General features: G+C 67.3%; 16 protein-coding genes. 7 read left to right on the forward strand and 9 right to left on the reverse strand.

What is annotated here, in order from left to right; all coding sequences use genetic code 11:
- Nucleotides 1-339: 339 nt before the first annotated feature.
- From D6860_RS04285 to D6860_RS04315, 7 genes are all read right to left on the reverse strand, one after another.
- Complete coding sequence (locus D6860_RS04285; RefSeq protein ID WP_076624913.1) at nucleotides 340-1,716, reverse strand: methyl-accepting chemotaxis protein; 1,377 nt, start codon at nucleotides 1,714-1,716, stop codon at nucleotides 340-342.
- A 59-nt stretch (nucleotides 1,717-1,775) separates the two neighbouring features.
- Nucleotides 1,776-2,813 (reverse strand): LLM class flavin-dependent oxidoreductase, encoded by a 1,038-nt coding sequence (locus D6860_RS04290; protein WP_076624914.1) that lies wholly within the window; start codon nucleotides 2,811-2,813, stop codon nucleotides 1,776-1,778.
- A 96-nt stretch (nucleotides 2,814-2,909) separates the two neighbouring features.
- Nucleotides 2,910-3,695, reverse strand: coding sequence for an FAD binding domain-containing protein (locus D6860_RS04295; RefSeq protein ID WP_076624915.1), 786 nt, complete (start codon nucleotides 3,693-3,695; stop codon nucleotides 2,910-2,912).
- Between the two features lie 112 nt (nucleotides 3,696-3,807).
- The gene (locus tag D6860_RS04300; RefSeq protein ID WP_076624916.1) at nucleotides 3,808-6,168 is read right to left on the reverse strand and encodes a xanthine dehydrogenase family protein molybdopterin-binding subunit; all 2,361 of its coding nucleotides are present in this window, start codon (nucleotides 6,166-6,168) and stop codon (nucleotides 3,808-3,810) included.
- A gap of 159 nt (nucleotides 6,169-6,327) precedes the next feature.
- Nucleotides 6,328-6,813 (reverse strand): (2Fe-2S)-binding protein, encoded by a 486-nt coding sequence (locus tag D6860_RS04305; RefSeq protein ID WP_076624917.1) that lies wholly within the window; start codon nucleotides 6,811-6,813, stop codon nucleotides 6,328-6,330.
- Nucleotides 6,814-6,879: 66 nt separating this feature from the next.
- Entirely contained in the window at nucleotides 6,880-7,413 is a 534-nt protein-coding gene (locus D6860_RS04310) for a CoxG family protein (RefSeq protein ID WP_076624918.1), read from the reverse strand.
- A gap of 174 nt (nucleotides 7,414-7,587) precedes the next feature.
- A complete protein-coding gene (locus tag D6860_RS04315) occupies nucleotides 7,588-8,100 on the reverse strand; it encodes a hypothetical protein (RefSeq protein ID WP_076624919.1) in 513 nt (170 codons plus the stop codon).
- Nucleotides 8,101-8,183: 83 nt separating this feature from the next.
- Between D6860_RS04315 and moaA the strand changes: the two genes are divergently transcribed.
- The 6 genes from moaA to D6860_RS04345 all read left to right on the forward strand — a co-directional run bounded on the left by moaA (nucleotide 8,184) and on the right by D6860_RS04345 (nucleotide 13,656).
- Entirely contained in the window at nucleotides 8,184-9,188 is a 1,005-nt protein-coding gene (moaA, locus tag D6860_RS04320) for a GTP 3',8-cyclase MoaA (protein ID WP_076624920.1), read from the forward strand.
- 285 nt (nucleotides 9,189-9,473) lie between these two features.
- Nucleotides 9,474-9,926, forward strand: a complete 453-nt coding sequence (locus tag D6860_RS04325; RefSeq protein ID WP_017468307.1) for a GNAT family N-acetyltransferase — start codon at nucleotides 9,474-9,476, stop codon at nucleotides 9,924-9,926.
- Complete coding sequence (locus D6860_RS04330) at nucleotides 9,926-11,293, forward strand: DUF2927 domain-containing protein (RefSeq protein ID WP_076624921.1); 1,368 nt, start codon at nucleotides 9,926-9,928, stop codon at nucleotides 11,291-11,293. The genes D6860_RS04325 and D6860_RS04330 overlap by 1 nt, the downstream gene beginning before the upstream one ends.
- Nucleotides 11,294-11,301: 8 nt before the next feature.
- Nucleotides 11,302-11,469 carry a Z-ring associated ZapG family protein gene (locus D6860_RS04335; protein WP_076624922.1) on the forward strand — a complete coding sequence of 56 codons (168 nt, stop codon included), beginning with the start codon at nucleotides 11,302-11,304 and terminating at the stop codon, nucleotides 11,467-11,469.
- Between the two features lie 136 nt (nucleotides 11,470-11,605).
- Nucleotides 11,606-12,790 (forward strand): vWA domain-containing protein, encoded by a 1,185-nt coding sequence (locus D6860_RS04340; RefSeq protein ID WP_076624923.1) that lies wholly within the window; start codon nucleotides 11,606-11,608, stop codon nucleotides 12,788-12,790.
- The gene (locus tag D6860_RS04345) at nucleotides 12,787-13,656 is read left to right on the forward strand and encodes a glucosamine kinase nucleotide-binding domain-containing protein (RefSeq protein WP_076624924.1); all 870 of its coding nucleotides are present in this window, start codon (nucleotides 12,787-12,789) and stop codon (nucleotides 13,654-13,656) included. Before D6860_RS04340 ends, D6860_RS04345 begins: the two co-directional genes overlap by 4 nt.
- A 372-nt stretch (nucleotides 13,657-14,028) precedes the next feature.
- Here the strand turns inward: D6860_RS04345 and D6860_RS04350 are convergent, their stop codons facing one another.
- Nucleotides 14,029-15,141 (reverse strand): zinc-binding dehydrogenase, encoded by a 1,113-nt coding sequence (locus D6860_RS04350; protein ID WP_017468171.1) that lies wholly within the window; start codon nucleotides 15,139-15,141, stop codon nucleotides 14,029-14,031.
- 440 nt (nucleotides 15,142-15,581) lie between these two features.
- Here D6860_RS04350 and D6860_RS04355 point away from each other — a divergent pair, with 440 nt between their 5' ends.
- Nucleotides 15,582-15,995 carry a hypothetical protein gene (locus tag D6860_RS04355; protein WP_076624925.1) on the forward strand — a complete coding sequence of 138 codons (414 nt, stop codon included), beginning with the start codon at nucleotides 15,582-15,584 and terminating at the stop codon, nucleotides 15,993-15,995.
- A gap of 353 nt (nucleotides 15,996-16,348) precedes the next feature.
- Here the strand turns inward: D6860_RS04355 and D6860_RS04360 are convergent, their stop codons facing one another.
- Nucleotides 16,349-17,728: an MFS transporter gene (locus tag D6860_RS04360; RefSeq protein ID WP_076624926.1), complete on the reverse strand. Its 1,380-nt coding sequence runs from the start codon at nucleotides 17,726-17,728 to the stop codon at nucleotides 16,349-16,351.
- Nucleotides 17,729-17,983: the final 255 nt, after the last annotated feature.

Consider the following 17,983-nt stretch of genomic DNA (forward strand, 5'->3'; position numbering starts at 1 on the left):
TTCCTCGGAACCCGTTCAAAATCAATGCGTTGCGAACACCCTGAGACCACAACCCGCCAAGCCCTCAAACCAAGCGTCGCGCCTTACCCGGCGGCAAGAAAGCCGTGCCGCATCAACATTTTGGGAAAAACTCGCCACCAGACACAAGAGACCGCCGGAATCACGCGGAATCGACCGGAATCGATGGCGCCCGGTACGAGTCGCCCCGAGCCGCGATGCGAGGCAGGGCAGAGGAACAGGGCGCTCGCGATTTTCCTGCGGGGGAACAGGCCAAACGGCCCCCTCCCCTCGGTCTCGCACGTCACCGCAATCACGCTCACCGACCGAAGGCGCCCGGGCTCACCCTGAAGCAGCCGACACCTGCCCTGCCCCGGCATCCAGTTCCCAGCCGGTATGCGCGACACCTCTGGCAGAGTCATTTCCGGCGCCGCGGAAGACACCGACTCCTTCGGAGAGACTTCGGCTCTCGGCGGCGAGATCGCGGATGGCGCCGGAGGTCTCGTTGACCATCGCGGCGTTCTGCTGGGTCACCGTGTCGAGTTGCGAAATCGCAGTGTTGATCTCGCCCAGGGTCATGGTTTGCTCGTTCAGGCCCTGCACGACCTCACGGATGCGATCTGAGATCCGTTCGACGCCGGCAAAGATGTTGGAGAGTTCGGTACTCGCCCGCCCGACGAGATCAACGCCCGCCTTCACATGCCCGCCGCTCTCGCTGATGAGGGTCTTGATCTCTTGCGCTGATTCCGCCGAGCGTTGCGCGAGGGTCCGCACTTCCCCGGCCACAACCGCGAAACCGCGCCCTGCATCGCCGGCGCGCGCGGCCTCGACCCCGGCGTTCAACGCAAGCAGATTGGTCTGGAAGGCAATGTCATCGATGACCGAGATGATCTGGGCAATCGAGTCCGACGAGGTCTCGATCCGCTGCATCGCCAGCGTCACGTCCTCGACCACCCGACCGCTGCCCTCGGCGGCAGCCCGGGTATCCTGAGCCTCGTTCCCGACCTCGAGCGCGTATTCGGCTGCGGACTTCGCGTTGGTGTTCAGTTGTTCGACCGCGGCCGCCGTCTGTTCGAGCGTGGCAGCCTGCGTCTCGGTGCGCCGGGACAGCTCGTCAGAATTGGTTCCGATCTGCGCGGCAGTGGTATCAATGGTGTCGGAGGCGCTGCGCACCCGGGAGATCAGCTCCGCGAACATCTCGACGGCGCGATTGTAGGCCGTGGCAAGGTCACCGAGGCTGCTCTGGCTCGACAAAGTGATGCGATGCCCAAGATGGCCCTCGCCCAGTATCTCGAGCCCGGTCCTGACGGCCGCAATGTCCTGGCGCTGGCTGGTGATCTCGCGTGCGATCTTGGTGATCTGCACGACGGCTCCGGTCTCATCCAGCACCGGAGCATAGGTTGCGCTGAGCCAGAGGACGCGATCGTCCTTCGTGATCCGCGGAAACTCGTCTGAAAAAGACTTACCCGCACGCAGGTCTTCCCAGAACACGCGGTAGGCCTCGCTCTCGCGGAACTTGCGCTGAACGAACAGGCGATGATGCTGGCCGATCACCTCTTCCGCGGTGTAGCCGAAGGCCGCGAGAAAATTCTCATTCGCGCGCAGAACCGTGCCGTCGGGCGCAAAATCGATCACGGCCTGCGTGCGTTCGACGAGCTGCACGATCGCCTCTTCCGGCGTCATCCGCCGGGTCTGTTTCGCTTTCCAGCGCAGTGGCATGATACTCTCCCTCGCGGCATCCACGGGGGAGAGTTACACCGGCAGCGGTTACCGAAACCTCAACGACGGGCGTGTTCAGCGAGCGCTTCGCCCTGAAGCGCCTCCATGGCGATCTCGTGGCTGCGCAGACGCGCGGCTGGATCGTGCATCGCGCTCGACAGGATCAGCTCGTCGGGCGCGTAGCGCTCGATGAGCGACGACAGCCCACGCGCCACCTGCGCGCGGTCGCCGGTCGCGGAGATGCTGAGCGCGCGGTTTGCCATCTCGAGATAGCGCGGGTCGGTGACCGCGGCGATGTCGTCGACCGGGCGCGGCATCTTGCCCGGGGCGCCGGTGCGCAGCCGGATGAACTGCTGCTGCTGCGAGGATTTCAGCCGCAGCGCCTCTTCCTCGGTGTCGGCGGCCCAGACGTTGGCCGCGAGCATGAAATGCGGCTTGTCGGTGATGCCGGGCTCGAAGCGCTCGCGGTAGATCTGGATCGCCTGCTCGAGCGCATCCGGAGCGAAGTGCGAGGCGAAGGCGTAAGGCAGCCCGAGATGCGCCGCGAGCTGCGCACCGAACAGCGAGGATCCGAGAATCCAGACCGGCACATGGGTGCCCTCGCCCGGCACCGCGCGCACCGGCTGGCCCTCGGCAGCATCACCGAAGAGGCCGAGCAGCTCGACCACGTCCTCGGGGAAGCGGTCGCCGGACGCATGGTTGCGGCGCAGCGCCATGGCGGTGATCTGGTCGGAGCCGGGCGCCCGCCCGAGCCCGAGGTCGATACGGTCGGGAAACATCGTGGCCAGCGTGCCGAACTGCTCGGCGATCACCAGCGGCGAGTGGTTGGGCAGCATGATGCCACCGGCGCCGACCCGGATGCGGCTGGTGGCCGCCGCCACCTGACCGATGACGACCGAGGTCGCCGCCGAGGCGATGCCGGGCATGTTGTGATGCTCGGCGAGCCAGTAGCGATGATAGCCGAGCCGCTCGGTATGGCGGGCAAGCTCGATGGTGTTCCGCAGCGCCTCGGCGGTCGTGTGCCCCTCGGGCACGGGCGACAGGTCGAGCACGGAGACGGGAATGGACGTCGGGGAGGCGGGAGTATTCTGCAACATGGCTTCGATATAGGAGGCGACACCGCTACGACAAAGATGCGAAAGCCCCCGGTTTCGCAAAACCGGGAGCTTCAGTCGTGCAATCTTGCTCGGGGCTCAGGACGCGGCCTTCACCGCCCGTTTCGTCATCACCGCGACAAGATGGGCACGGTAGGCGTTCGAGCCGTGCAGGTCATTGATCATGCCGTCGGCCGGCACCGACAGCCCCTCGAGCGCCTCCGGAGAGAAGTTGCCCGACAGCGCTTCCTCGGCCTCGGTCCAGCGGAACACGCCCTCTTCCGACGCCCCGGTGACCGCCACGCGCACGCCGTCGGGGTATTTTGCCACGAAGACGCCGACCAGCGCGAAGCGCGAGGCGGGCTGTTCGAACTTCATGTAGGCGGCTTTCTCGGGAATCGGGAAGCTCACCGAGGTGACGATCTCGCCCTCTTCCAGCGCGGTTTCGAACATGCCCTGGAAGTAGTCGTCGGCGGCGATCTCGCGGGTGTTGGTCTTGATCGTCGCCCCCGAGGCCAGCGCCGCCGCCGGGTAGCAGGCCGCCGGGTCGTTGTTGGCAAGGCTGCCGCCGATGGTGCCGCGGTTGCGCACCGCCGGGTCGCCGATGTTCGACGCGAGCCAGACAAGCGCCGGGTAGGCCCCCGCCTCGGCCGCGACGGTGGCGTGGTTGGTGCCGCCGCCGATGGTCACGGTGCCGCCCTCGGTGCTCACGCCCTTGATCTCGGCGATCTTGGCGAGGCTCACCAGCACCGCCGGCGCCGCCAGCCGCGCCTTGAGCGAGGGGATCAGCGTCTGCCCGCCGCCAAGCGCCTGGGCCTCTTCCTGCCCCAGCGCGGTCACCGCATCGGCGACGGTGGTCGGGGTCTCGATCTCGAAGCTGTACATCTTCGTTCCTCCTGCGGGAGGGACCGGGACGCGCGCCGCCCCTGCCCTCTCATTTTTTCCAGATACTCGGGCCGCCCGGCGACCGCGTCAAGCGCGACCGCCGGAAAGCGCCTCAGCCATGCATCGCATGCCAGACCCGGTGCGGCGACACGGGCATGTCGATGTGCTCGACCTTGAAGCCGCCCGAGTTCACCGCATCGATCACCGCGTTGACCACCGCCGGCGGCGACCCGATGGCACCGGCCTCGCCGCAGCCCTTCACCCCGAGCGGGTTGTGCGTGCAGGGCGTGCAGCAGGAGTGGTCGACCTGGTAGAACGGCACGTCCTCGGCACGCGGCATGGCGTAGTCCATGTAGGAAGCCGAGAGCAGCTGACCGTCCTCGTCGTAGACGCAGTTCTCGAGCAGCGCCTGCCCGATGCCCTGCGCAAGGCCGCCGTGCACCTGCCCCTCGACGATCATCGGGTTCACCACGTTGCCGAAATCGTCGGCAGCGGCGAAACGCTCGATGGTCACGCGGCCGGTTTCCGGGTCGACCTCGACCTCGCAGGCATAGGCGCCCGACGGATAGGTGAAGTTCGCCGGATCGTAGAAGGCGGTCTCCTCGAGGCCCGGCTCGATCTCGTCGAGCGGGTAGTTGTGCGGAACGTAGGCGGCAAGCGTCACGTCACCCCAGGCGACCGACTTGTCGGTGCCCGCCACGGTGAACTGGCCATCCTTGAGCTCGATGTCGGCCTCGGAGGCCTCGAGAAGATGCGAAGCGATCTTCTTCGCCTTGTTGATGATCTTCTCGGTCGCCCGGACCATGGCCGAGCCGCAGACCGCGAGGCTGCGCGAGCCGTAGGTGCCCATGCCGAAGGGGATCTTCGAGCTGTCGCCGTGCACGATGTCGATCATGCTCTCGTCGATGCCCAGCATCTCGGCGACCACCTGCGGAAAGGCCGTCTCGTGGCCCTGGCCGTGGCTGTGTGCGCCGACCATGACCGAGATCGAGCCGGTGGCGTTCACCCGCACGGTGGCCGCATCATAAAGACCGGCGCGCGCGCCGAGCTGGCCGACGAGGTTCGACGGCGCGATGCCGCAGGCCTCGATGTAGCAGTTGATGCCCAGCCCACGCAGCTTGCCGTTGGCCTCGCTCTCCTTGCGGCGCGCCTCGAAACCGGCGCGGTCGATCATCTCCTCGAGCTTGTCCATCGTCGCCACGTAGTCGCCGGTGTCGTATTCCACCGCGACCGGCGTGGCATAGGGAAACTCGGTGATGAAGTTCTGCCGGCGCAGCGCGATCGGGTCGGCGCCCACCTCGCGTGCGGCCTTGTCCACCAGCCGCTCGAGCTGGAAGGTCGCCTCGGGGCGGCCGGCCCCCCGGTAGGCGTCAACCGGCACGGTGTTGGTGAAAACTGCCTTCACGTTCACCTGCACCGCCGGCGTCTTGTAGTTGCCGGCCATCAGCGTGCCGTGCAGCCAGGTCGGCACCGACGACGAGAAGGTCGACAGGTAGGCGCCCATGTTGGCGTAGGTGTCGGTCCGGAGGCCGATGAAGTTGTTGTCCGCATCCATCGCCAGCTCGATCTTGCTGACATGATCGCGGCCGTGCGCGTCGGACATGAAGGCCTCGGACCGGGTCGAGGTCCACTTGACCGGCCGGTTGATCTGCCGCGAGGCGAAGGTGACAAAGGCTTCTTCCGCGTAGTGGAAGATCTTGGTGCCGAAGCCGCCGCCCACGTCGGGCGCCACGACCCGCAGCTTGTGCTCGGGAATGCCGAGGACGAAGGCCCCCATCAGCAGCCGGATCACGTGCGGGTTCTGCGAGGTGGTATAGAGCGTGCTCTCGTCGTTGGCGCGGTTGTATTCGCCCAGCGCCACGCGCGGCTCCATCGGGTTGGCGACGAGACGGTTGTTCACCAGCTCCAGCGTGGTGACATGCGCCGCTTCCGAGAACGCCTTGTCGATGGCCTCCTGGTCGGAGCCGAACTGCCAGTCGTAACAGAGATTGTCGGCAAGATCGTCATGCACCTTGGCCGCGCCCTCGGCGAGCGCCGCCTTCATGTCGACAACGGCCGGCAGCTCCTCGATGTCGTAGACGATGGCCTCGGCGGCGTTGCGGGCCTCCTCGAGGCTGTCGGCCACCACCGCGGCGATCGGGTCGCCCACGTGGCGCACCTTGCCCTGTGCCAGAACCGGGTGCGCGGGCTCCTTCATCGGCTCGCCGTGCTTGTCGGTCACCTGCCAGCCGCAGGGCAGCCCGCCGATGCCCTCGAAATCCTTGCCGGTGAAGACGCGGACGACGCCGGGCATCGCCTCGGCTTCGCTGGTGTCTATGCTGTTGATCGTCCCGTGCGCCACGTCCGAGCGCAGGAACACGCAGTAGGTCTGGCCATAGGTGTTGATGTCGTCCGTGTACTGACCGCTGCCGGTCAGGAAACGCACGTCCTCGCGGCGTTTCGGCGCGGCGCCGATGCCATGATCCTTGGGCATGAAAACTCCTCCCTGAATGCGGCGGGGCTCTGCCCGCCTCGCGAACTCTCCCGGATACCGGCGCGGCACTCCTCTTTGCCGCGACCCGCCGTCCGTGCTGTCAAACCTGCCATCGCAGCGCCCCTCCCCGCGGGACGGGTGCGCCGCAGGGGCGGCGCGTCACTCTGCGGCGATGCCGCTCACGTCCTGCCCCGATGCCGCCATGATCGCCTTGACGATGTTGTGGTAGCCGGTGCAGCGGCAGATGTTGCCCTCGAGATAATCGCGGATCTCGTGCTCGGTCGGCCTGGGGTTCTCCTTCAGCAGCGAGGCCGCCGTCATCACCATGCCCGGCGTGCAGAAGCCGCACTGCAGCCCGTGATGGTCCTGGAATGCCTGCTGGATCACGTTCAGCGAGCCGTCGGCGTTGGCCTGTCCCTCGATGGTGCCGACCTCGGCGCCGTCGGCCTCGGCCGCGAACATGCTGCACGCCTTGACGCTCACGCCGTCGACGTGGATCACGCAGGCGCCGCACTGGCTGGTGTCGCAGCCGACGTGGGTGCCCGTCAGGTGCAATTCGTCGCGCAGAAACTCGGTCATCAGCGTGTTGCCGCTGACCTCCTTCGAGACGGATTTGCCGTTCACCGTCATCGTTACCTTGGTCATCAAGTCCTCCCTGGGTGCCCTTGCTCTATGTCCTGTCGTCCTGTGCCGTCACGGTCCCCGTGCGCCTCAGCTCGAGACCATGCGCTTGAACCAGCCCTTCTTCTTGCCCTCTTCCGCCGCTTCGCCCTCGGCCTCGGGGGCCTCGTCGGGGTCCGTGGGCCCCTCGAGCGCGTCCTGGAAGTTGGTGAAGAACTGGTCTGCCATTTTCTTCGCGAACCCGTCGATGATCCGGCTGCCAAGCTGCGCGAGCTTGCCGCCGACCTTGGCCTCGACCTCGTAGTGCAGCTCGGTCACGCCGTCGCCCTTGTCGGTCAGCGTCACGTCGGCCCCGCCCTTGGCGAAGCCCGCCGCACCGCCCTTGCCCTCGCCCGAGAGCGTCAGGCTCTCCGGCTCGTTCAGGTTGGACAGCGTCACCTTGCCCTTGAAGGTCGCCTTTACCGGGCCGACCTTCTGCACCACCGTGGCCTCGAACCCCTCCTCGGGGCTGCCGCTCATCTCGGTGCAGCCGGGCACGCATTGCTTGAGAACCTCCGGATCGAGGATCGCGGTCCAGACAAGGTCGCGCGGCGCCTTGATCTCGCGGGTGTCACTCATGTGCATTGGGCGGTCCTCCCTTTCTCCCCGTGGTCACAGTACACGCTGATGACCGGCGGCATATTAGACCAATGGTGTAAGCGGAGGGGGACACCCCCGCCGCTGCCTTTTCGACCATGACCGATCGCCCCGTGGCTGCCAAGCGCCTCGACGCGGCAACCGGCGCGCGGCCCCGTCAGTTCAGCCACCGCTGTAGACCTCGAGAGTCGGCAGATCTGTAAGCGGCGCGCCGATCAGGCGCATCGCGGATAGCGAGATCCGGCTGCCGCCGGTGGCCGGCCCCTCGATCGGGATGAGCTGGACCTGCGCCGACTTGCCGGTCCCGGGAAAGACCACCCGGCCCTCGGTTTCCGAGGATACCAGCGGTGTCTCGAGCCAGAACCCCGAGCGCGCCGGGTCGCCCAGAGAGGCCACCGAGGTGCCCAGCATCGTCTCTCCGCCCGCCGCGGGCGCCGAGGACGCGGCGGCGCGCTCTTCCTCGGACGTGGTGTCGAGAGAATCAGCCGAGCGGCCGGAGGACATCGCCGCCGTCGACCCGGAGCCGGCCTCCGGAGCCGGGCGGGCCTGAGGTCGCGCGTCTTCCGAGGACGCGGTCGCGGCGGCCGGCTTGGTGTCGGACGGGCCGGAAAAGATCGAGGACACCTGCGAACAGGCCCCCAAAAGCAGGAGCGGGGTGAGAAAAATCGGTTTCATGGGCGCAGCCTAGGACCAATTGCGCGGGGTTGGCAATCGCGACTGCGCTTGTCGGAGCGCACTTTGAGGCCTAGGTTCGGTGCATGGACAAGCTCATCGACCCCTTCGCCCGCCCGATCTCCTACCTGCGGGTCTCCGTGACCGACCGCTGCGACTTCCGCTGCGTCTACTGCATGTCGGAAAACATGAGCTTCCTGCCGAAGAAGGAGTTGCTCACGCTCGAGGAACTCGACCGCATGTGCTCGAGTTTCGTGCGTCTCGGTGTCGAGAAGCTGCGCATCACCGGCGGCGAGCCGCTGGTCCGGCGCGATATCATGACCTTCTTCCAGCGCATGACGCGCCATCTCGACAGCGGCGCACTGCGCGAGCTCACGCTCACCACGAACGGCTCGCAACTCGAGCGCTTCGCCCAGCCGCTTTATGACGCGGGTGTGCGCAGGGTGAACATCTCGGCCGACACGCTCGACGAGGAGAAATTCGCGAAGATCACCCGCTGGGGCCGGCTGCCGCAGGTTCTGCGCGGCATCGACGCGGCGCAGAAGGCCGGGATGCGGGTGAAGCTCAACGCCGTGGCGCTGAAGGGCTTCAACGAGGACGAGCTGTTCCCGATCACCGAATGGTGCGCCGAGCGCGGCATCGACCTGACCTGGATCGAGGTCATGCCGATGGGCGACATCGGCAACGAGGACCGGCTGGGCCAGTACTGGAAGCTCGACGACCTGCGCGCGCGGCTGGCCGAGCAATACACGCTCACCGACCTGCCCGAGAGCACCGGCGGGCCGGCGCGCTACGTGCGGCTCGAGGAAACCGGGCAGAAGATCGGCTTCATCACGCCGCTGACCCATAATTTCTGCGAAAGCTGCAACCGGGTGCGCCTCACCTGCACCGGCGAGCTGTTCATGTGCCTCGGGCAAGAGGACAACGCCGATCTCCGCAGCGCGCTGCGCAATCATCCCGACAGCGACGCGCCACTCGAACAGGCGATCCGCAATGCCATCGCGCGCAAGCCCGAAGGTCACGACTTCGACTACTCGCGCCAGACCGTTGATGGACGCGTGTCCCGCCACATGAGCCACACCGGCGGCTGACCCGGAAAATCTTCCTTCGAAGATTTTTCTGCGCGCCGCCCCGGTCGGGCGCACCGGAGAAGATTGTTCGGACGAACAATCTTTGCGGATCGCTTTGCCGGGAGGGAAGCGCCTTGTCACGCAAGTTCGCGTGCGGCGCTCCTGCGTCACCGCGCGGTAAAATCGTGCCTTTTCGGTCAGACTGCTGGGCAAGCGCCCCGTTTCCGCGATAGGATCGCGCCAGAAACGAGAGCGACGCACCGGGCCGCCAAGTGCCCGGGCGGCAAAACAGGCAGGATCTTCAGGATGTCCAATTCCGATGTCACCGTTCGCCCTCTCACCGAAGCGGACAAGCCGGGCTGGCACGCCCTCTGGAAGGCCTATCTCACCTTCTACGAGACCAGCGTTCCGGACGAGGTCTACGAGACCACCTTCGCCCGGCTGATCGGTGACGACGCGCAGGACTACAACGCGCTCGTCGCCGAGAGCGACGGCAAGCTTGTCGGCCTCACGCATTACCTGTTCCACCGGCACTGCTGGCGGATCGAGAACGTGTGCTATCTTCAGGACCTCTACGCCGCACCCGAGGTTCGCGGCAAGGGCGTCGGGCGGGCGCTGATCGAGGGGGTCTATGCTGCCGCCGATGCGGCCGGGGCTCCTTCGGTCTACTGGATGACGCAGGAATTCAACCACACCGCGCGCCAGCTTTACGACCGGATCGGCACGCTCACCCCCTTCATCAAGTACCAACGGCCCTGATGCGACGGCTTCTCGCGGCGCTCTGTCTCACCCTCGCGGGATGCATGCCGGCACCGGGGCCGGACACGGCCTCGCGCGCCGCGGTGATGGTCGGGCCGGTCACGCCGCTGCCCGGGATGAAGCATTTCGCAAGTGCGCAGCCGACCGCGCCGGTCGTGTCGAACGCGGACCTTGCACGTGACGTGCTCGACCTTGCCTTCAGTCTCGAATCCGGCCGCGCCCTCGAGACCTTTTCGCGCTTCGAGGGGCCGATCACCCTGCGCGTCACCGGCGACGCGCCGCCGACTCTCGGGCCGGATCTCGCGCAGCTGCTGCACCGGCTCCGGACGGAAGCCGGCATCGACATCTCGCGGGTGACGGCGCCCGAGGCCAACATCACCCTCGTCGGCGTGCCGCGCGCCGAGATCCGCCGCAATCTGCCGCAGGCCGCCTGTTTCGTGGTGCCGAACGCCTCGTCGCTGCCCGAGTACCTGCGCGCGCGCCGAAGCCCCGCCGTGAGCTGGAGCAGCGTGCGCGAACGGCAGCGCGTCGCGGTGTTCCTGCCGGCGGATGCCGCCCCGCAGGAGCTGCGCGACTGCCTTCACGAGGAGATCGCTCAGGCGCTCGGCCCGCTCAACGACCTCTACCGCCTGCCCGACAGCATCTTCAACGACGACAACGTGCACACCGTGCTTACCGGCTACGACATGACGGTGCTACGGGCCTTCTACGATCCGGCGCTGCGCTCGGGCCTGTCGCGGGCGGAGGTCGCCGCGCGGCTGCCCGCGGTCCTTTCCCGGGTCAATCCAGGCGGAGCCAACCTGCCCGCCCGCCACCTGCCGGAGACGTCGCGGGACTGGATCGCGGCGATCCAGGCGGCGCTCGGTCCCGGTGCCACGGCGGGAGAGCGACAGGCCGCCGCCGCGCGGGCGCTGCGCATCGCGCAACGGGCCGGCTGGCGCGACCATCGGCTCGGGTTTTCGCATTACGCCATGGGCCGCATGCTGCAGGGCACCGACACCGAGGCCGCCCGTGCAGAGTTCCTGCGGGCCGACGGCGCGCTGGCGCAGGCGCCCGGCACAGGGCTGCACCGCGCCTATGTCGCCGCGCAGCTGGCGGCCTATGCGGTGCACGACAGCCGCCCCGAGGACGCGCTGCGGCTGATCGGCCCGCATCTCGAGACCGCAGCCCGCCACGAGAACGCCGCCCTTCTGTCGACGCTCATGCTGATGCGCGCCGAGGCGCTGGGGCTCGAGGGTCGCCATTCCGAGGCGCGCCGCGTGCGGCTGGACTCCCTGGGCTGGGCACGATACGGCTTCGGCCCGGACTGGGCCGTGCACGCGAAACTGCGGGAGATCGCCGCGCTCAATCCGCTCAAGGGGAGCTAGGAGCGCAGATGATCGTCATTGCAGCCGTGCTGATCGGGGCCATTCTGGGCGGGCTGACCGCCCGGCGGCGCAAGGGCAACGCCGCCGACATCGCGCAGTTCGTCCTGGTCTATGCCATCGCCTTCGGCATCGCGGGCCTCATCGTCACCATCGTGATCGAGAAGCTGGCGACCTGAGATCCGGGGCTCTGCCCCGCCGCGCTGCGCGCGACTCCCCGGGAATATTTCCAGCCAGAAGAAGCGCCGGGCGCGCGCCGGTTGCAGCGCGCGGCGCTTCGCGTAGGATGCGGCCGAGCCTCCGAAAGGACCGCGCATGTTCATTCCGTTCTTCGAAAACCTCCGCAAGGCGCAGCTGCCGGTCAGCCTGCGCGAGTACCTGACCTTTCTCGAGGCTTTGCGCGCCGGGCTCGCGACCTATGACGTCGAGGGGTTCTACTACCTCGCCCGTGCCGCCATGGTGAAGGACGAGCGCCACATCGACCGCTTCGACCGGGCCTTTGCCGCGAGCTTCGAGGGGCTTGAGCAGATCGGCGCAGAGCAGGTGCTGGAAGCGGTGGACCTGCCGGAGGAGTGGCTTCGCCGGATGGCGGAGAAGCACCTGAGCGACGAGGAGAAGCGCGAGATCGAGGCACTCGGAGGCTTCGACAAGCTGATGGAGACGCTGCAGGAGCGCCTGAAGGAGCAGGACAGCCGCCACCAGGGTGGCAACAAGTGGATCGGCACCGCCGGCACCTCGCCCTTCGGGGCCTACGGCTACAACCCGGAGGGCGTGCGCATCGGCCAGGCGGAAAGCCGGCACCGCCGCGCCGTGAAGGTCTGGGACAAGCGGGAGTTCCGCAACCTCGACGACAGCGTCGAGCTCGGCACCCGCAACATCAAGGTGGCGCTGAAGCGGCTGCGGCAGTGGGCGCGCGACGGGGCGCACCAGGAGCTCGACCTCGACGTCACGATCCGCGCGACGGCGGATCACGGCTACCTCGACGTGAAGACCCGCCCGGAACGGCGCAACGCGGTGAAGCTCTTGTTGTTTCTCGACGTGGGCGGCTCGATGGACATGCACATCCGCGTGGTCGAGGAGCTGTTCTCGGCGGCGCGGGCCGAGTTCAAGCATCTCGAGTACTACTACTTCCACAACTGTCTCTACGAGGGCGTCTGGCGCGACAACCGCCGGCGCCGGGACCAGCAGACCGCGACCTGGGACGTGCTGCATACCTACGGGCCGGACTACAAGTGCATCTTCGTGGGCGACGCCTCGATGAGCCCCTACGAGATCGCCTATCCCGGCGGCGCCAACGAGCACTGGAACGCCGAGAGCGGCCAGGCCTGGCTCGAGCGCGCGCGGGCGCAATGGCCGGACCACCTCTGGATCAACCCGGTGCCCGAACGGCACTGGCAGTACACCCAGAGCATCGCGATGATCCGCCAGATCTTCGACGATCGCATGGTGCCGATGACCCTCGAGGGCATCGACCGCGGCATGCGCGAGCTTGCACGATGATCCTCGCGGCGGATGCCGGCGGCTCGACCTGCCGCCTCGCGCTCGAACACGAGGGACGCTCGGTCGAGGTGCGCCTCGGGGCCGCCAATGTCACCACCGACTTCGACGGTGCGGTGGCCACGCTTGTCGCGGGGCTCGCGCAGATCGCCCGGAAGGAAGGGCTGCCCCCCGCGGCGCTGCGGCCCTGCCCAGCCTACTTCGCGCTCGCCGGAGTGACCGGTCCGGAGCTCGCCGCGCGCGTTGCGGCAGCGCTCCCGCTTGATCGGGTGGTGGTCGAGGAAGACCGGCGCGCAGCCGTGGTCGGCGCGCTCGGCCCCGGGCGCGGCTGCGTCGCGGGGATCGGCACCGGCAGTTTCCTGGCCCGACAGGAGGACGCGCGCTTCACGACGCTGGGCGGCCACGGGCTGGTTCTGGGAGACGAGGCGTCGGCCGCCTGGCTGGGCCGCGAGATCCTCGTCTACGCGCTGCGTGCTCACGACGGTCTGGAGCCCGCAAGCCCGCTGACCCGTGACCTGCTTGCCGAGATGGGCGGCCCGGCGGGCGTGGTCGCCTTCGCTAGCTCGGCGACCCCGGAGGACTTCGGCCGCATCGCGCCCCGGGTGACCGCCGCGCAAGGCGATGCGGCGGCGGCACTGCAGATGCGGCGCGGCGCGGCCTATATCGCCACGGGTCTCAATGCGCTTGGCTGGCAGCCCGGCGAGCCGCTCTGCCTGATCGGGGGCACTGCACCGGCCTACAAGGACTGGTTGCCCGGGGAGATGGCTGACGCGCTCGTCGCCGCCAAAGGCACAGCATTGTCTGGGGCACTCATGCTGGCCCGGCACCTTGCGACCGGAGGCGAAGAAGCCGCGCCCGCCGCGCCCTGAGAGGGCATCGCAGCACCGGCATTCGGGGGTATGGTGCCGCGGCAGGTTCACGCCATGTTATATGCCGGGTCCATCCAGGTGCGCAGAAGGGCGGGAGGTGGCCGCAGGCAGCCCCTTCCCCGCGCACCGAGCGGCAAGAAAAGGGCGGAAGGCTTCTGCGTCTCTCAATCGACATCGACACATGCCGCGCTCCATGCCTCCGATCTTTCCGTGGCTGGCGAGTCCGGTAGATCCGGCAAGGTCCGGCCCCACACGCTCAAGCAGGACCGGAGCAGCCGTCACCATTTCGTCGGTCGGCGCAATCTGCCAAGTGCCGCCGCGCCGAGCAGTCAGTGCCCGGCAGTCGGATCAGGCCATGTCCGCACGGCGCCCTCAGTCCCAGGGCGTGACGAGATATTTCTCCCCCGTCTTCATCTCGCGATAGTCGGTGACGGCCTCGCGGGTCAGCATCTCCTCGAGGTTCACCCGCGTCTTGTAGTGGCTGGCAAAGGTCGTCGTGAGATTGTCGCGGACGCGCTTGCGCATACGGGCGACCGTCTCACTTCCCGCAGCCTGCAGGAAGGGGAACAGAAGCCATCCGGACAGCGTCCAGCCGAAGCCGTAGCTCGGGGTAAGCGTCGTCGGGCCGGTGTCAAGGCGCCCGTAGATGAACATGCGCTTCGGCTGGTTCGAGCCGTAGCGCGAGTACTCCGTCATCTTGCTCACCGCGACCTGCTCCATCGCCTTGAAGGCGGTGTCGACCGCATGGCCGCCGCCGATGGGATCGAAGCCGTAGAAGGCGCCGGTGTCGTCGATTGCCACGGTCAGCTGTTGCATGAAGTCGTCGTCCGAGGAATTGACCACGTGGGTGGCACCGATCCCCGCGAGCAGGTCGGCCTGGGCCTGCTTTCGAACGATGTTGACCAGACCGAGGCCGTCCTCCTTGCAGATGCGGGTCAGCATCTGACCAAGGTTCGAGGCCCCGACCGTGTGCAGGATCGCGTTTTGGCCATCCATCTTCGCATTCTCGGCGAAGCCCAGTGCGGTCATCGGGTTGACGAAGGCGCTCGCGCCCTCCTCGGCCGAATGGTCTCCGAGCGGCAGGCACATGCCGGCGTCGGCGATGCAATACTGGCTGTAGGCATTGCCCGGCACGCAGGAGACGCGCTGCCCCATCAGCGCCTTCGCTGTGTCGCCGTCCCCGGCCGCGACGACCGTGCCGGCGCCTTCGTTGCCCGCCGGCAGCTTGAGACCGTGGCGCGCCTTCGAGCCCGCGTTGAAGGGCTCGGGCATGGTGGCAACGTATTTGCCGGGCGAGAAGCTGGCATTTTCCAGGTCCGCCGCACCGACGAGGATGGCCAGGTCCGACGGGTTGATCGGCGCCGCCTCCATCTTGACGAGCACCTGGTCGCCGGTCGGGTCGGGAAAGGTGACCTCCTCGATGGCGACGGTCAGCGTGCCATCCGCCTCCAGTGTCGTGAACAGTTGCTTGCCGGTGGTTGCCATGTCGAAGTCTCCAGGTCTTGGTGTCGTGTTGCCAGGTATCCGTCCGCAGAGCGGCGCGGACCCTCGCATCAGGTCGTGTTCGTAGAAGCACCTAGCGCTCATGCCGTCTCGGGCGAACGCATCGCACCACCGGCGATCCGGCGCCGGCGCTGCCCCGCCGGGGCGGAGGCAATCCGTCGTTTTACGGGCTTCATCACGCGACGTCCTTGGCACGACCGCCTTCAGGAGAAAGGCCGGGGACGTAACCCGATCGCTCTTTACCCGACGCAGGCAAGTCCAAGCCCCCTGGCAGGCCGAAGTGGGTTTTGACACACTGCCCTTCAATCGCAAATCCAAGCTGCGCGGTTCCACCTTGCCATCGGCCTGCGGCGGGATAAGTCGAGCGAGGCAACCACTGCGGGGAGGTTTTCTTTAGAGTGAGACTCGAATTGACTGTTCCGATGAGCCAGCGCGGACAGCCCCTGCTCATCGATGCGCTGGAGGCCGTGGAAGGCGGCAAGCAGACCAAGGACCTGCTGCGTCCGATCTTCGAGATCATCAGACGAGCAGTCTCTTCCGGCATCCAGCAGGAATTCTTCAACAACTTCGAGCAATACGAGAATGATGTGAACCTGCCCCGGCAAGGCGCCGGGGATGTGCGCATTGCCCTCGACCTGCCGGAGCCCGATCTCGAGGCAGTGCGTGGCGACCTCCTCGATGTCGCGATGGCCGGCTCCGAATGGATCTGGCAGACCGCCTCGGACGGCCCGGCTGCCGCCGTCTTCGAAGTTCTCTGCGACATCCTCGACGAAGGACTGGGTCCGGTCGAGCAGCAGGCTCTGCTCGACGCCAACCTCGCGGACCTCGCAGGCTGACGTCGCTTCGGCACGACCGTGGCGTGGGCGTCTTCTTGTAGGCGGCAGGCGCTGATCAGCTGGGGTCTGCTCCTCCACCGACAAGTGCGAGGACCCGAGATCGCGAGCCGACGCGACGGGGGTACGAGGTGGCCGCTTCCTGTCCCGGCCCCCTACGCGCGAAACGCCGAAGAAGTAAGCGAGACGTTCTTTACTTCGGCGGCAAGGCCCAACCTGCCGCACCCAGAGAACTCGGATAGCGCCGCGCGCACTTCGCCTGCTCCTCAAGTCGATAGTGGACAGCGGGTTGGCGGGAATGTCGCCCCGACCTGCCGCCCGCAATGCGTCGCGCCAATCCTTCTCGTGGGGATGATTCAGGCGGCTTGCCGCTGATCCTGCCGGTTGAGAAGCACCATGGCGAGGAGGCCAAGCAGGCTCATAAGCGACGTCGCGAGAACCGCCTGGTGCCAGTGAGTGAAGAAATCACCCTCGCGGCTTGATGCGATCAGCACCGACACCAGTGCTATGCCCAGGGCCGAACCGATATAACGAGCGGTATTGTTGGCTGCAGATCCCATCGTTGACCGCTCGGGCGGGACACTCTCGACGGCCGCGTGTCCGAGCGCCGCGTTGAGGATGCCGTTGGCCATTCCGGCGACCAGCAGTCCGGGCAGAACGACCCACCAGCTCATGCCGTCCCAGGATAGCAGAAGAAGCAACTGGCCCAGGGCGCATCCCAGGATTGCCAGATACACCTGCGCCCGCGGTGTCAGCCCCTGCGGCAGGTAACGCGCGCCAACCGCCGCAATCACCGTGACGCCGGACCATGCCAGCGTGATCAGCGAGGCCGCGAACGGATCAAGACCGATGCCGCGCTCGAGAAAGGTTGGCACAAGCGACATCAGCGACAGCACCCCTGCCCCCGACGCAAGCGCCGCCAGCGTCGCGCCGATGAACGGCGCGTGGCCGAAGAGGTCGAGACGGAGGATCGGGTTGGAAACCCGGCGCTCGATCCGGACGAAAATACACAATGCAACGACCGCGATTCCTACGAGCGCCACGACCGTTGCGGTCAGCCCCATGCGCAGCTCGGTCAGGGCCGCCAGCAGGCATGACAGCCCGATCATGAGAAGGATGCTTCCCGCGATGTCGACGCGGTGCGGGATCCGGGCGCTCTCCGGAAGTTTCTCGGATTGCACTGCCAGCACCCCCGATACCACGGCCAGCAGCCAGTGCGCCGCCATCCAGTCGCCGACCGGAAGGAGCATCGCGGTCAGCACGGGCCCGGAGGCCGCCCCGCCGCCAAGGCCCGCAGCCCAGATCGCCGCCGCGCGCTGCCGCGCGGCGCCATGATAGACCTGTCCCAGCAGGCCCAGCCCGCAGGCCATAACCCCCGCACTGCCGAGCCCTTGCACCACGCGGGCAATGATCAGCATGAAACCCGTCGGTGACAGCGCAGCCGCGACCGACGCCAGCGCCATCAGCACAAGGCCCCCGACGAAGGTGCGCCGGCGTCCCAGGGTGTCGCCGAGCGCCCCGGCGCTCAGCAGACCGACGGCGCAGCCGAGCGGCATCGCGCTCATGACCCAAGCCTGTTCGGCACTGCTCAGCGAGAGCGAGGCGGTCATCGCCTCGAGCGCGGTCAACGGAGCGGAAAACGTGGCGAGCGACACGAGCGTTGCCAGGGCGATGATCACGAGCGGGGCCCGCGATGGCTCGTCTTGCGTCTCAGTTGATGGGATGTCTTTGGGCATGGCAGGCTCCTTGGTGCCCTCCTCGATCTAACGTCCCGTCCGGCGGTCTGTAGTCTTGGATTGGCGCAGACACTGATGAGGCTCATTCATCAACGTGTCCTCCCCTGCTGACCCGGCGGCCTGCGCCTGTCGGTCCGGAACAGCTGCGGCGTCTGCGCTGCTGGCCGCAACTCATGAGCACACTGCATGATCGAGGTGCGCGGATCGCGCATAGACCGCGCTCACGATTTGGCAATCCTGCGCCAGGACGACAAA

This window comes from Salipiger sp. D13, assembly GCF_003703915.1.
In the GTDB taxonomy this organism is placed as follows: Bacteria; Pseudomonadota; Alphaproteobacteria; order Rhodobacterales; family Rhodobacteraceae; genus Salipiger; species Salipiger profundus.

Coding starts and splice junctions, on each gene's coding strand:
- D6860_RS04345 (WP_076624924.1), top strand. CDS start 12,787: ATGATCCTCGCGGCGGATGCCGGCGGCTCGACCTGCCGCCTCGCGCTC.
- D6860_RS04340 (WP_076624923.1), top strand. CDS start 11,606: ATGTTCATTCCGTTCTTCGAAAACCTCCGCAAGGCGCAGCTGCCGGTC.
- D6860_RS04315 (WP_076624919.1), bottom strand. CDS start 8,100: ATGAAACCGATTTTTCTCACCCCGCTCCTGCTTTTGGGGGCCTGTTCG.
- D6860_RS04285 (WP_076624913.1), bottom strand. CDS start 1,716: ATGCCACTGCGCTGGAAAGCGAAACAGACCCGGCGGATGACGCCGGAA.
- D6860_RS04360 (WP_076624926.1), bottom strand. CDS start 17,728: ATGCCCAAAGACATCCCATCAACTGAGACGCAAGACGAGCCATCGCGG.
- D6860_RS04355 (WP_076624925.1), top strand. CDS start 15,582: ATGAGCCAGCGCGGACAGCCCCTGCTCATCGATGCGCTGGAGGCCGTG.
- D6860_RS04295 (WP_076624915.1), bottom strand. CDS start 3,695: ATGTACAGCTTCGAGATCGAGACCCCGACCACCGTCGCCGATGCGGTG.
- D6860_RS04310 (WP_076624918.1), bottom strand. CDS start 7,413: ATGCACATGAGTGACACCCGCGAGATCAAGGCGCCGCGCGACCTTGTC.
- D6860_RS04335 (WP_076624922.1), top strand. CDS start 11,302: ATGATCGTCATTGCAGCCGTGCTGATCGGGGCCATTCTGGGCGGGCTG.
- D6860_RS04325 (WP_017468307.1), top strand. CDS start 9,474: ATGTCCAATTCCGATGTCACCGTTCGCCCTCTCACCGAAGCGGACAAG.
- D6860_RS04350 (WP_017468171.1), bottom strand. CDS start 15,141: ATGGCAACCACCGGCAAGCAACTGTTCACGACACTGGAGGCGGATGGC.
- moaA (WP_076624920.1), top strand. CDS start 8,184: ATGGACAAGCTCATCGACCCCTTCGCCCGCCCGATCTCCTACCTGCGG.
- D6860_RS04290 (WP_076624914.1), bottom strand. CDS start 2,813: ATGTTGCAGAATACTCCCGCCTCCCCGACGTCCATTCCCGTCTCCGTG.
- D6860_RS04300 (WP_076624916.1), bottom strand. CDS start 6,168: ATGCCCAAGGATCATGGCATCGGCGCCGCGCCGAAACGCCGCGAGGAC.
- D6860_RS04330 (WP_076624921.1), top strand. CDS start 9,926: ATGCGACGGCTTCTCGCGGCGCTCTGTCTCACCCTCGCGGGATGCATG.
- D6860_RS04305 (WP_076624917.1), bottom strand. CDS start 6,813: ATGACCAAGGTAACGATGACGGTGAACGGCAAATCCGTCTCGAAGGAG.